The sequence below is a fragment of the Arthrobacter sp. V1I9 genome, assembly GCF_030817075.1.
Taxonomy (GTDB): Bacteria; Actinomycetota; Actinomycetes; order Actinomycetales; family Micrococcaceae; genus Arthrobacter.
In genome coordinates, this window is the sequence record NZ_JAUSYU010000001.1 from 1,849,138 (window position 1) to 1,862,806 (window position 13,669).

Sequence of the window (13,669 nt, forward strand, 5' to 3'; positions counted from 1 at the left end):
AGTAACAGCGGGGGCTAGCGGACCCTGAAACTCCGGGTGTCTTCGTTGCCGTCTTCCGGGCCTTCCGGATTTGAGGTCTGGGCCACCCGGAGCTCGAAGTCACCCTCAGGCAGGGTAAGGGCGAGGGTGAACACTCCCGCCTGGGCCGGATCCGCGGCTGCCGTTGTTTCCCCGGTCAGGAAGGGTGTCTTGTTCCCGTCTTCCTCGGACCGCAGGATCTGCCAGCGGAGCTTGCCTCCCGGCACTGTGCTTCGCCCGGTGATCTTGACACTGCCGTCGCCCACTTCCACGTTTTCCTGGGGGTCTATAATCCAGACGGGAGCCACCAGTCCCGAGGTGCGGGCCATGAGGGAACCCAGCTGTACATGGTTGAAGGCGACGTAGTCGGTGTGTCCGTCCACGAGGATCCGGACCCGGATCTGCTGCCCGGAGTCGATCAGCCCCGAGCTCGCGGCCGCCGCGGTGGCTGTATACACCAATTGCTGGATGGCCCGGGCGGCCATATCGGCGTCGAGGTTACTGTTGAAGGCATCTTCCGAGACGTCCACCGTGATGACGTCCTTGCCGGAAATCGAGGTGGCCAGCTGGCTGGGGTTCTGCCATGGGGTAAAGAAGTCGGGATCCAGCGGCTTTTCGGACATCATGGCGCGCAAGGCCCGCGTCACGGGATTCTCCTGCTCGGGAACGTCCCGGAACTCCCGGTAAAGGAAGACATTGCTGTCGCTGCCGCCGATCCAGTAGACGGGTGCCTTATTGGAGGACTGGGTGGTTTCCAGGGGAGCGCTCGTGGAGGGGGCGCCGGATGTGCTTCCCGGGCCGGCGGGGCTGGCGGACAGTATGCCGGTGGGGGCCGGGCCCGGTTCGGCGATGCAGCCCGCAAGGGCAGGAATTACCACCAGGAGACCGGCAAGGACCGCCGAACGGGCGCCGTTGAAGGCTCCTCGGGCGCGGCGGGGCGCTGCGGTTTCCGGCAACTTGATTGCCCTGTCCTTTCCTGGTCGTTTAGGCCGATCCCCGGTCGGCCCTGGTGCTCCAGCATCAGGCTGGATTTCCAGCATCGCACAGCCACGGGAAGCATTCGTGCCGGGCTGCCCCGAGCCGTCCAACTGCAACTGGAACGATATAAGGCCGATATGAAGTTGATACCTAAGACGGGACAGGCGTGGTGCCCGTGCCGGAGCGGACGCAGCGCGTTGGTGCGGTATGGGGTCAGGAGTGCCTGCTGGCGTAGGATGGAAGGTACCGCTGGAAGCGACGGCAGCAGCCGCCGCAAACCAGCCAACAGCTACTGTTTCGACATCGAGGGGATCACAGGCCTGCGGGCCAGCACTATGACTGAATCAGCTAACGGAAAGCGCAGGCTTGTCACCGGCGAGGGCGCAGCAGGGGAGTTTCCCCACACACTCCCTGGCGTCCGTACCGAAGTAGTCCTCTTCGACAATTCCGACCAGATGGTTCAGTCGCTGGGCAGCCACGACGAGGCGTTGCGGTTCATTGAGGAACAGTTCCCTGCCGTCAATTTCCATGTCAGGGGAAACGAGCTCTCCATCAGCGGTCCGGCGGCGGACGTGCCGCGGATCATGCGGCTCCTGCACGAGGTCCGCGGACTCGTTGCCCGCGGTACCGTCATCAGCCCGGCCGTGCTGCAGCAGCTCGTGGCCCTTCTGCGTACCCAATCCCTGCAGAATCCCGTGGATGTGCTGACCCACGACATCCTGTCCAGCCGCGGCAAGACAATACGTCCGAAAACGCTGAACCAGAAGAATTACGTTGACGCCATCGACGCCAACACCGTCATCTTCGGAATCGGGCCCGCCGGAACCGGCAAGACCTACCTGGCGATGGCCAAAGCGGTCCAGGCCCTGCAGCAGAAGGAAGTGAGCCGGATCATCCTGACCCGCCCGGCAGTCGAAGCTGGGGAGCGGCTTGGTTTCCTTCCCGGCACGCTGAGCGACAAGATCGATCCTTACCTGCGTCCGCTGTACGACGCCCTGCACGACATGATGGATCCGGAATCGATTCCGCGGCTCATGGCGGCGGGGACCATCGAAGTCGCGCCGCTGGCCTACATGCGTGGCCGTACCCTCAACGACGCCTTCATCATCCTTGACGAGGCGCAGAACACCACGCCCGAGCAGATGAAGATGTTCCTCACCAGGCTTGGCTTCGGATCCAAAATGGTGGTCACGGGCGACGTCACGCAGGTGGACCTGCCCTTCGGCACCCGGTCCGGCCTGCGAATTGTGGAAGAGATCCTGCAGGGCATCGACGACGTGAACTTCTCCGTCCTGGACGCGGCCGACGTCGTCCGGCACCGCCTGGTGGGCGATATCGTCAACGCCTACAGCGTCTGGGATGACGTCCAGCGCAGCCGGGTCAAGCATTCCGCAAGCCGGGAAAAGCGGGGGGAACACGCGTGAGCATCGAGGTAAACAACGAGTCCGGCATCCAGGTGGACGAATCGCAGCTTGTTGCTCTATCCAGGTACATCTTCGAACAGCTTTACATTCATCCGCAGGCCGAGTTGTCCATCCTCCTGGTGGACGAGCCCGCGATGGAGAAGCTTCACATTGAGCTGATGGATGAGCCCGGCTCCACTGACGTGCTGTCCGTGCCGATGGACGAGCTGACTCCGGGCACCCCGGACCGGCCCACACCCCAGGGCATGCTCGGAGACATCGCAGTGTGCCCGCAGGTTGCCACTGTCCAGGCCGGCAACGCAGGCCACTCGCTGCAGGATGAAATGCTGCTGCTGACCACCCACGGCATCCTGCACCTGCTGGGCTACGACCATGCCGAGCCTGAGGAGAAGGCCGAGATGTTCGGCCTCCAGCGCGAACTCCTGTCCGGCTTCACCGGCAAAGAAGCGCCCGCCGAGACCACCCAGTGACCCCTTTGCTCCTGGTCGCGATGGCCTTGGCTTTCCTGGGCATTGCGGCAGTACTGACGGCGGCTGAGGCCGCCTTCAACTTCCTCCCGCGGCACGACGCTGAAGAAGCACTCCTGAAGAGCCGCGGCACGGCCATGCGCCGGATCCTGGCGCAGCCCGTGGCTCACATCCGGGCGCTGCGGTTCTGGCGCATCTGGTTCGAGACGGCCTCCGCGGTCGCTGTCGCTGTCCTGCTGTACAGCCTGCTCGACAACATCTGGCTGGCCGGGCTGGCTGCAACGGGCATCATGGCCCTCCTGGGATTCGTCATCGTAGGCGTTTCTCCCCGCCAGCTCGGAAGGCTCCATTCGGCCGCCGTCGTTCGCTTCACCGCACCGATGATCCGTTTCCTCACCTGGGTGCTGGGACCCATCCCTAAGTGGCTCGTGGCCTTGGGAAGTGCTGCAGCCCCTGGCGCGCCCGGCGGCGATGAGGCGTTCTTCAGCGAGCAGGAATTCCGTGAGCTCGTGGAACGGGCCAGCGAATCGGACATGATCGAGGACACCGAGGCCGAGATGATCCAGTCGGTCTTTGACTTCGGCGACACCCTGGTCCGGGCCGTAATGGTGCCGCGCACAGACATCCTCAGCATCGAAGCAGGCTCAAGCCTGCACCGCGCCATGTCGCTCTTCCTGCGCTCGGGGTACTCCAGGATTCCCGTCATCGGGGAAGACACGGACCATATCCTCGGCATCGTCTACCTCAAGGACGTAGCGGCCGTCCTCCACGAGCTGGCCCCCGGTGAGGAGCCGCCCCTGGTGGATTCGCTGGTCAGGGAGGTGCGGTATGTGCCCGAATCGAAGCAGGTCAGCGACCTGTTGCGGGAGTTGCAGAAGGAATCCACGCACGTGGCCATCGTGATCGACGAGTATGGCGGTACCGCCGGACTTGTCACGCTCGAGGACCTGATCGAGGAGATCGTGGGCGAAATCGTTGACGAGTATGATACCGAAAGCGCCGAGGCCGTGGAGCTGGGCGACGGCTCCTACCGCGTGAGCGCCCGGATGAGCATCGATGACCTCGGTGAGCTTTTTGACATTGAGCTCGACGACGACGAGGTGGACACCGTGGGCGGCCTCCTCGCCAAGGCGCTGGGCCGCGTACCCATCGTCGGCAGCAGCGTGGAAGTTGACGGGGTCTCGCTGCGCGCCGACAGGCTTGAGGGCCGACGGAACCGTGTCAGCCACATCATTGCGGCGCAGGTTCCAAAAGTAGACACTGACCTTGAAGACCTCCTCCAGGAGGCGGAAGCAACCCAGCAGGGAGTTCCACGTGAGCAAGAAAAATAAGGCCGCAGGCGACGAGGATTTCGGCGGCTTCCGGGCAGGGTTTTCCGTCCTGGTGGGCCGCCCCAATGCCGGCAAGTCCACGCTGACGAACGCGCTGGTGGGCAAGAAGGTGGCTATTACCTCCGCCAAGCCGCAGACCACCCGCCACACCATCCGCGGGATCGTCCACCGCGAGGACGCGCAGCTGATCCTTGTGGACACGCCGGGCCTGCACCGTCCCCGGACCCTTCTGGGCAAGCGCCTGAACGACCTCGTAGCGGACACGCTCGCGGAGGTGGACGCCATCGGGTTCTGCCTGCCCGCCAACGAAAAGATCGGACCCGGCGACAAGTACATCGCCGCCCAGCTCGCCGCTGTTGGCCGCCAGCCTGTTATTGCCATCGTCACCAAAGCGGATCTGGTCGACCGGCAGGCACTGACCGAGCAGCTGCTTGCTGTGGCTGCGCTTGGGCGGGAAGTGCTGGGGGAGGAAGGCTGGAAGGACATTGTTCCGGTGTCGGCCGCCGACGGCTTCCAGGTCAAAACCGTAGCTGACGTACTGATCAGCCACATGCCGCCGTCGCCCCCGCTGTACCCGGACGGCGAGCTGACCGACGAGCCGGAAGCCGTTATGGTCGCCGAACTGATCCGGGAAGCGGCGCTGGAAGGTGTCCGCGACGAACTGCCGCATTCACTGGCGGTGGTGGTCGAAGAGATCGTGCCCCGGGAGGACCGTCCGGACGATAGCCCCCTGCTCGATGTGCGCGTGAACCTTTACGTCGAACGCCCGTCCCAGAAGGCCATCATCATCGGTAAAGGCGGCAGCCGGCTGCGTGAAGTGGGCACGAACGCACGCAAGGGAATTGAGGCGCTGCTGGGGACCCGCATCTACCTTGACCTGCACGTGAAGGTGGCAAAGGACTGGCAGCGGGATCCGAAACAGCTGGTCAAGCTGGGCTTCTGACAGTTTGATACGTACGGCCGCGGGGCCGGTCCGGGGATTTCCCAGCCTGGACCACTAAAATGGACCGAATTCGGAATCTAGAGGAAGGTTCACCACGTGGGGCGAGGCCGCGATAAGCGCGAAAACGGAGCTGACGTGTCAGCAGGGGGACCGGTATCCCGGCACGCGGAGGATGGCACCGTTGGGGCCGCCCGCCACCTTGGCCCTCTCCGCAGGATGCCGCTGTGGTTGAAAATCACCACAGGCGTGCTGTCGGTGGCCCTCGTGGGAGCCCTCGCGTTCGCGGGATTCTGGTTTTTGCGTCTCCAGAACAACATCTCCAAGGCTCCGTTGAATGCGGGCGGTGTAAATGCCGAACCGGTCAGCGGAGCGACCGGGCGGATGCAGATCCTGATCCTGGGATCGGACACCCGCGACGGCAAGAACGCCGGGTACGGCACCGCGGACGATTCGAAGGGCTATGGCAAATCCGACGTCATGATGCTGATGGACATTTCCGAGGACAACAAGCGCGTCAGTGTCATCAGTTTCCCGCGCGACCTGCTGGTGGACATTCCCGAGTGCACGGACGGGCAGACCAATAAGACTTTTCCCGCCCGCAGCGGTGTGATGATCAACGAAGCGATGAACGAGGCCGGTATTGGCTGCGCCGTTGACACCGTCAACCAGCTGACTGGACTGGAAGTGGACCACTTCATGATGGCGGACTTCAATGCGGTGAAGGAACTGTCCAAGGCAGTGGGCGGCGTGGACGTATGCATCAGTGACGCCGTCCATGACCCTGATTCCGGACTCCGGCTCCCCAAAGGCACGTCCGCGGTAGAGGGTGAGATGGCCCTCGCCTTCCTGCGGACCCGCCACGCATTTGCCGACGGCGGCGACCTGGGACGCATCCGGGCCCAGCAGGGGTTCCTGTCCTCCCTGACCCGGAAGATCAAAGATGAGGGAACCCTGTCAGACCCCGGCAAGATGCTGAGGATCGCCGATGTCGTCACGCAGAACCTGACGGTGGACGAGGGACTCGCGTCAGTTCCCAGCCTGCTCACCATCGGTAACCGGCTCAAGGACATCGACATCAGCAAGGTCGCGTTTGTGTCGGTTCCCACCACGCCCGCCCTTATTGACCCGAACAGGCTCCAGATGGCCGAACCGGCCGGTTCCCAACTGTTCGCCGCGATGCGGAACGATATTGACCTGACCGACCCCACCGCGCCGGCCACCCCTGCGCCCTCAAAAACCACTGCTCCACCCACGGCGGCTCCCAGTGAAACGGCCCCTCCGCTGCCGCCCTACGACAAGGCGATCCAGCCTGTTACGGTGGCCAACGGCAGCGGCGTGCCAGGCCGGGCACAGGAAATTGTGCAGGCCCTGATCGCCGGCGGATTCACGCAGGCGGCACAGTTTGAGGCGACGGCCGTGGAACAGTCCGTTGTCTACTATGGCGCCGACTATAAGGACGTTGCTGTTGACGTTGCCGCGAAGCTTAAAATCCCGGCGGCGCAGGTGCTGCCGGCTCCGGCAGTGTCGGGCGTCCAGGTTTACCTGGGTACCGACTTCACGTCCGGGGCCACCTACGGCGGCTCTGTGGCGCTGCCGAAAGACATCGTCAACCAGACAGCCGGAGACGCCCGCTGCCAGCAGGCCAACCCGTTCCTCATCGTGCCCAGCTAGCCGAGACTGCGTCTGGGCGATTAATAAAGTGGGGCCCGCCGTACGTCAGAACGGCGGGCCCCAGTTTTGTTCTCACCAGATGCTGACGCGCTCCTCCGGTGGCATCCACATGCCGTCCTGGTCGGTGACCTCAAAGGCGCCGTGGAAGGCGTCCAGGTTCTTTGCGATCGCATTGGTCCGGAACTCGTTGGGCGAGTGCGGGTCCGTTGCCAGCCTGCGGATGGCCTCTTCGGTCCGGATCACCTGCCGCCAGCCTGCTGCCCAGGACGCAAAGAAGCGCTGGTGCCCCGTGAGGCCGTCCAGGATCTCGGGCTCCTTGCCGTCGAGACTGATCAGGTACGCCTTGTAGGCGATGGCCAGTCCGGCGAGGTCGCCGATGTTTTCGCCCAGCGTGAGGCGTCCGTTGACGTTATGTCCTGGTGCAGCGTACGGGGAGAGTGCATCGTATTGCGCCACCAGTTTGGCGGTGAGCTTTTCGAAGGCCTGGCGGTCCTCGTCGGTCCACCAGTTCCGCAGCGCCCCGCCGCCGTCGAACTGTGACCCCTGGTCGTCAAACCCGTGGCCAATTTCGTGCCCGATGACTGCCCCGATGCCGCCATAGTTCACTGCGTCATCCGCGTCCGCAGTAAAAAACGGGGGCTGGAGGATCGCCGCCGGGAAGACAATTTCGTTCATCATGGGGTGGTAGTAGGCGTTGACCGTCTGCGGGGTCATCAGCCACTTGTTGCGGTCCACCGGCTTGCCCACCTCATCAAGGTGCCGGTCGACGTCGGCATTATGTGCCCTTTCCACGTTGCCCAGCAGGTCGGTAGGGTCGATGTCCACCGCGGAGTAGTCGATCCATTCTTCCGGGTAACCGATCTTCGCGCGGAACCCCTCCAGCTTCCGCAGTGCCTCGGCCTTTGTGTCCTCGCCCATCCAGCCGACGGCGGTAATACTCCGGCGGTATGCCTCAATAAGGTTGGCGACGAGCGCCTGCATGCGGGCCTTGTGTGTTTCGGGGAAGTGCCGCGCGACATAGATCTGACCCACCGCTTCGCCGAGGCCGCCTTCCACGACGCCCACGCCGCGCTTCCAGCGGTCCTTGTTCCGCGGGGTGCCGCTGATGGTGGTCCCGTAGAACGCGAAGTTGGCGTCAACGAAGGCCGAGGAGAGGTAAGGGGCTGCGGCGCTGACGACCCGCATGGCGAGCCATTCCTGCCAGTGGGCCAGCGGCTCGGACTCGAGAAGGCCGGCTGCGCCGTCGAAGAACGGGGGAGTGCTCACCACGATCTCCTGCCGCTTCTCCTCATCAATCCCTGCAGCGTCGAACCAGATGGGAAGCAGCGGGAACAGGGCGGAGGCTTCGTCCGCGGTCTTCAGGTTGTACGTCTTTTGCGGGTCCCGGAGAGTGACGTTGTCCCAGTGGTGGGACGCCAGCCTGGTCTCGAGCGCTACCACCCGCCCGGCAGCAGCATCCGCGTCCGGAATGCCGGCCAGGCCGAGCATCGTCTTGACGTGTGCGCCATAGGCAGTGACCATCGGTGCGAACTTTTCTTCGCGGTAGTAGGACTCGTCGGGCAGTCCGAGACCGCCCTGGCCGGTGTAAAGAAGGACCCTGTCCGGGTTGCCGGCGTCCGGAGCGGGATAGATGTAGAAGAGTCCGCCTACATCAGCCCGGAACAGGCGGCCTGCGAGGGCAACCAGGTCCGTCACGGAAGTGGTGGCAAAAACGTCTGCAAGCCGCTGGCGGACCGGTTCCATGCCCTTGGCTTCGACTGCGGCTTCGTCCATAAAGCTGTTGTAGAGGTCGCCGACCTTCTGCTCGATGCCGCTGGCGGCCGCGCCCTTCGCCGCTGCTTCTTCGATGATGTCCCGCACTGCGATTTCAGAACCATCCCGCAAAGCGGTGAAGGTGCCCTCGAGCGGCCGGTCATCGGGAATTTCGGTAGCCTTCAGCCAGGCGCCGTTCACGTGCTGGTAGAGGTCATCCTGCGGCCGGACGGTGTTATCAAAGGTGGACAGGTCGATCCCCGAAATGGGCACGAAAGCTCCTTTATACGCAGACGACGCCGACAAAATACCGGTCGGCGTCTGCATGGTGGACGTAACGGACGGTACTGCCCTTTCATCTTACGCACCCGTGTTACTCTCAAATGGTGCGTGCAGAGCTTCTTCTTCTTAGCTGCCGCGGCGAGGCCTCAGACGCGATCTAGCGCAAGGCCCACCCTCGCTGCGGAGTTTGTGTTGCCCGGCCACCCTTTCAAAGAAGAACCACAGAAAAGGCCCCGATAGTAATGCGAAACGCACAGAAGCCCTCCGGAATGCCCGCCCACCGCTACACCCCGTTCCAGGACCAGATCAAAGTTGAGCTGCCGGACCGCACGTGGCCGGACAAGGTGATCACCAAGGCCCCGCGCTGGTGCGCAGTTGACCTGCGGGACGGCAACCAGGCGCTGATCGATCCCATGAGCCCGGCCCGCAAGATGAAGATGTTCGATCTGCTGGTCCGTATGGGCTACAAGGAGATCGAGGTAGGTTTCCCGTCCGCGTCCCAGACGGACTTCGACTTCGTCCGCCAGCTCATCGAGGGCAACCACATCCCGGACGACGTCACCATCCAGGTCCTGACCCAGGCCCGCGAGCACCTGATCGAGCGGACATACGAGTCCCTGGTGGGTGCCAAGCAGGCCATCGTCCACCTTTACAACTCCACCTCCGTCCTGCAGCGCCGTGTGGTCTTCAACCAGGATGAGGACGGAATCCTGGACATCGCGCTTCAGGGTGCGCGGCTGTGCAAAAAGTACGAAGAGACCCTCGTGGACACGCACGTGACCTACGAGTACTCCCCGGAGTCCTTCACCGGCACTGAGCTCGAATATGCAGTGCGGGTCTGCAACGCCGTCGCCGATGTTTTTGAGGCTTCTGCGGACCGCCAGGTCATCATCAACCTGCCCGCCACCGTGGAGATGGCCACTCCCAATGTTTACGCTGATTCGATTGAGTGGATGAGCCGCCACCTGCACCCGCGGGAAGGCATCATCCTGTCCCTTCACCCCCACAACGACCGTGGAACGGGCGTTGCTGCCGCCGAATTGGGCTACATGGCCGGGGCCGACCGGATTGAAGGATGCCTCTTCGGCAACGGCGAGCGGACCGGCAACGTGGACCTGGTCACCCTGGGCCTGAACCTCTTCGTGCAGGGCATCGACCCCATGATCGATTTCTCCAACATCGACGATATCCGCCGCACCGTGGAGTACTGCAACCAGCTGCCCGTCGCCGAGCGGTCGCCCTACGGCGGGGACCTCGTCTTCACCGCGTTCTCGGGCTCGCACCAGGACGCCATCAAGAAAGGCTTCGAGGCCCTCGAACGGGATGCAGCCGCTGCTGGCAAGGACGTCTCCGATTTCACCTGGCAGGTCCCGTACCTGCCGGTTGATCCCAAGGACCTGGGCCGCAGCTACGAGGCTGTTATCCGGGTGAACTCGCAGTCCGGCAAGGGCGGCGTTGCCTACCTGCTCAAGAATGAGCACAGCCTGGACCTCCCGCGCCGCGCCCAGATCGAATTTTCCGGTGTTATCCAGAAGCGCACGGACACGGTGGGCGGCGAAGTCAGCGGGGCGCAGCTGTGGCAGGTCTTCCAGGACGAATACCTGCCCTCCGGCAAGACGGACGGACAGTGGGGCCGTTACTCCCTGGGCTCCGTCAGCACCGAGACGGATGACGACGGCGGCATGACGCTTCACGCCGCCCTCACCGTGGACGGCGTCCAGGTCCGCCGCACCGGCACGGGAAACGGCCCCATCGCCGCCCTGCTGAGCATCCTCCGCGAAGACGGCATGGATGTCCGGGTGCTGGACTACAGCGAGCACGCACTTTCCGAGGGAGGCAACGCGATGGCAGCCGCCTATGTGGAGTGCGCAGTGGGGGAGCGCGTGCTGTGGGGTGTCGGCATTGACGCCAACACCAGCATGTCTTCCCTGAAGGCTGTTATTTCTGCCGTGAACCGGGCTGTCCGGGACGCCCAGGCCTGACGCGCTAGCCGAAAACGCGCTTGTTGTGCCGCCGGATCCCACGGCGGCACAACAGCACCCCGCCCGGTGGTCCGGCAGGCCAGTGCCCGCAAAGGATGGGAAGATAAAGGCGTGGCCCAACCCTCTTTCGCTTCCCGCGCGTACCGGGACGACGCCGTCGTGCTCCGTACCCACAAACTGGGGGAGGCGGACCGCATCATCACGCTGCTGACCAAACACCACGGCCAGGTCCGTGCTGTTGCAAAAGGAGTCCGGCGCACCAGCAGCCGCTTCGGCGCGCGCCTTGAACCCTTTATGGTGGCGGACCTGCAGCTTGTGTCCGGAAAGACGCTGGACATCGTGACCCAGGCCGTGGCCAAAGGGGCCTACGGCGGAGACATCGCGTCCGACTACGGCCGCTACACCGTGGCTGCCGCCATGACGGAGACGGCGGAGAAGCTCACCGACGTTGACGGCGAATCCGGAACCGCCCAGTACAACCTGCTGGTCGGCGCCCTGGCGTCGCTGAGCCGGAACGAACACGCCGCCGGGCTGATCCTTGATTCCTACCTGCTGCGGGCACTCGCCACCGGCGGTTGGGCGCCCAGCTTCACGGACTGTGCCCGCTGCGGGCTGCCGGGCCCGCATAATGCCTTTTCCGCCCCGGTGGGCGGTATGGTCTGCGGCGGGTGCAGGCCGCCGGGGTCTCCGGCGCCGGCGCCGGAAACAGTGGTCCTGCTCGCGGCGCTGCTGACGGGGGACTGGGCTGCGGCCGATGTTTCCCTGCCCGTGCACCGCAAGGAAGCCGCCGGCCTGGTGGCCGCTTACCTGCAATGGCATCTTGAACGAGTACTGAAGTCCCTCAAACATGTGGAGCGCAGCTGACAGTGGCCCTGGGAAAAAAGAACAACGCACCCCGAAAGCGCAGCCAGCCGGTGGTTGCCCCGTACCCGCATCCCTCAGGCGCGGTGGCACCGTCCATCCCGGCGGAATTCATACCCCGGCATGTCGCGATCGTCATGGACGGCAACGGCCGGTGGGCGAACCAGCGCGGACTGCCGAGGATAGAAGGCCATAAGGCCGGCGAGCCTGCCCTCCTGGACGTTATGGCCGGGGCCATTGAGCTGGGCATTGAGTACGTCAGCGTCTATGCCTTTTCCACGGAGAACTGGCGCCGCTCCCCGGAGGAAGTCCGCTTCCTGATGGGATTTAACAAGGATGTGCTGCGGAGGCAGCGGAACCAGCTGGACGAGTGGGGCGTACGGGTCCGCTGGTCCGGCCGGCGGCCCCGGCTCTGGGGCTCGGTGATCCGGGAACTTGAAGAGGCTGAAGAGTTCACCGCCGGCAACAGCACCTGTACGTTGACCATGTGTGTTAATTACGGCGGCCGGGCAGAGATCACGGACGCCGTCTCAGCCATTGCCGCCGAAGTTGTTGCCGGCAGGCTCAAGCCCGGTGCCATCACTGAACGCACCATCCAGAAGTACCTCGATGAGCCGGACCTTCCGGACGTGGACCTGTTCCTGCGCAGCTCGGGGGAGCAGCGGTTGTCCAACTTCCTGCTCTGGCAGTCCGCCTATGCCGAGTTCGTGTTTATGGACACGCTGTGGCCCGACGTCGACCGCAGGACATTGTGGGCGGCGGTGGAGGAATACGCCCAGCGGGACCGCAGGTACGGCGGCGCAGTGGACGCGGCGAAGCCTGTCAACGGGGCGGGCCCGGCGCAGTAGCACGGTCTGGAACATGGCCCCTTCAGGGCTGTCGCGGACTTTCTCCGTCCGCCAGGTCCCGGTCGGCCAGGTCCCCGTACGCGCGGAGCCAGCGCGCCAGCCGCGCATAGGCGTCGGCACGCACGGCGGCGGGGGAGAGGAACACATCGTGCAGGGCACCCTCGATCCGTTCGACCGTCACTGTGCGGCCAAGGGTGAGGGCCCGGGCAGCAATGACGTTGACGTCCAGGACGGCGTCAGTTCGGCGCATTTCTTCGGACCAGAAGAGCCCGTTCGCGCTGCCCCGGGACAGCATCACCAGGATGGGCACCTCGATGTTGAGGCCGCGGGCCACCTTCGTGTGGCCCGCGAGTACCGCACTGAGCCAACCGGCGCGCACCGGGAACGCCATGGGTGGACGGTAGCGGTCATCGAGCGTCCATTCCCCGTCCGCGGAACTGCTGATGGTGCGCCAGTAGAAACCCCGTTCCGGAAGCCTCAGCACAGCCTCGGGTCGGAGACGGGCCACCGGTCCCACCATGCTTGAGGCCGCACGCCGGACCAGCGCGCTGCCATGCATCTCCAGCCATGGGCTGTTAAGGATAAGTTGCGACACCGCCCCGGGATGCCTGCTGGCCCACAGCGCCGCTACCAGCCCTCCTGTTGAATGCCCCATCAGTGTCAGCGGCGGGGCAGCACCCTCCTGGCGGATCAGGCGCCCCGCCATCTCAATCTCGGCGTCATAATCGGCGAGGTTGGAAACGTAACCGCCCGGAGACTCCGGGCGCAGGCTGCGGCCGTGGTTATGCATGTCCAGTGCATAGAAGTCGTAGCCGGCCGAGGACCAGAAGCGGGCAAGGTCGGTGTTGAAGAAATAGTCGCTCCAGCCGTGCAGGAAGAGGACCGCCCTGCGGGGCCCGGACGACGGGAGGACTTCCGCTGCGGCAGGCCGGAACCGTACAAGGGTGGCAGTCCGCTCCACACCGTCAGTTCCGGCGGCGGTAAAGGCATGGAACTCGAAGTCCTCGCCCAGGATGTCCCGCTGCCATTCCATGGCTTTATGCTATTCCGCCATCGGAACAGTCTGCGTCATTTTGATCTGTGCTCATTTTGGTGTGTGCCAGCCAAGACGG

Annotated in this window: 11 protein-coding genes; 8 read left to right on the forward strand and 3 right to left on the reverse strand. The window is 64.3% G+C overall.

Translation table 11 applies throughout. The annotated features are described in order from the left end of the window. Positions 1–14 precede the first annotated feature (14 nt). A complete protein-coding gene (locus QFZ70_RS08825) occupies positions 15–974 on the reverse strand; it encodes a GerMN domain-containing protein (RefSeq protein WP_307094990.1) in 960 nt (319 codons plus the stop codon). Between the two features lie 357 nt (positions 975–1,331). Between QFZ70_RS08825 and QFZ70_RS08830 the strand changes: the two genes are divergently transcribed. From QFZ70_RS08830 to QFZ70_RS08850, 5 genes are all read left to right on the forward strand, one after another. Next, positions 1,332–2,420, forward strand: a complete 1,089-nt coding sequence (locus QFZ70_RS08830; RefSeq protein WP_307094991.1) for a PhoH family protein — start codon at positions 1,332–1,334, stop codon at positions 2,418–2,420. Then, complete coding sequence (gene ybeY / locus QFZ70_RS08835; RefSeq protein WP_307094992.1) at positions 2,417–2,890, forward strand: rRNA maturation RNase YbeY; 474 nt, start codon at positions 2,417–2,419, stop codon at positions 2,888–2,890. The genes QFZ70_RS08830 and ybeY overlap by 4 nt, the downstream gene beginning before the upstream one ends. Beyond that, positions 2,887–4,218 carry a hemolysin family protein gene (locus QFZ70_RS08840; protein ID WP_307094993.1) on the forward strand — a complete coding sequence of 444 codons (1,332 nt, stop codon included), beginning with the start codon at positions 2,887–2,889 and terminating at the stop codon, positions 4,216–4,218. The genes ybeY and QFZ70_RS08840 overlap by 4 nt, the downstream gene beginning before the upstream one ends. Continuing rightward, entirely contained in the window at positions 4,202–5,161 is a 960-nt protein-coding gene (gene era / locus QFZ70_RS08845; protein WP_307094994.1) for a GTPase Era, read from the forward strand. Before QFZ70_RS08840 ends, era begins: the two co-directional genes overlap by 17 nt. A 216-nt stretch (positions 5,162–5,377) precedes the next feature. Then, on the forward strand, positions 5,378–6,832 hold the full coding sequence (locus QFZ70_RS08850; RefSeq protein ID WP_307097838.1) for an LCP family protein: 1,455 nt from the start codon (positions 5,378–5,380) through the stop codon (positions 6,830–6,832). Positions 6,833–6,904: 72 nt separating this feature from the next. Here the strand turns inward: QFZ70_RS08850 and QFZ70_RS08855 are convergent, their stop codons facing one another. Continuing rightward, complete coding sequence (locus QFZ70_RS08855) at positions 6,905–8,857, reverse strand: M13 family metallopeptidase (protein WP_307094995.1); 1,953 nt, start codon at positions 8,855–8,857, stop codon at positions 6,905–6,907. A 251-nt stretch (positions 8,858–9,108) separates the two neighbouring features. Here QFZ70_RS08855 and leuA point away from each other — a divergent pair, with 251 nt between their 5' ends. The 3 genes from leuA (at position 9,109) to QFZ70_RS08870 (ending at position 12,557) form a co-directional block, all read left to right on the forward strand. Next, positions 9,109–10,848 carry a 2-isopropylmalate synthase gene (gene leuA / locus QFZ70_RS08860; RefSeq protein WP_307094996.1) on the forward strand — a complete coding sequence of 580 codons (1,740 nt, stop codon included), beginning with the start codon at positions 9,109–9,111 and terminating at the stop codon, positions 10,846–10,848. 111 nt (positions 10,849–10,959) lie between these two features. Next, a complete protein-coding gene (gene recO / locus QFZ70_RS08865; RefSeq protein WP_307094997.1) occupies positions 10,960–11,712 on the forward strand; it encodes a DNA repair protein RecO in 753 nt (250 codons plus the stop codon). Positions 11,713–11,714: 2 nt separating this feature from the next. Further along, positions 11,715–12,557 (forward strand): isoprenyl transferase, encoded by an 843-nt coding sequence (locus QFZ70_RS08870; protein WP_307094998.1) that lies wholly within the window; start codon positions 11,715–11,717, stop codon positions 12,555–12,557. Between the two features lie 22 nt (positions 12,558–12,579). On the opposite strand, the gene QFZ70_RS08875 is transcribed toward QFZ70_RS08870, so the two are convergent. Beyond that, a complete protein-coding gene (locus tag QFZ70_RS08875; protein ID WP_307094999.1) occupies positions 12,580–13,590 on the reverse strand; it encodes an alpha/beta hydrolase in 1,011 nt (336 codons plus the stop codon). Between the last annotated feature and the right edge of the window lie 79 nt (positions 13,591–13,669).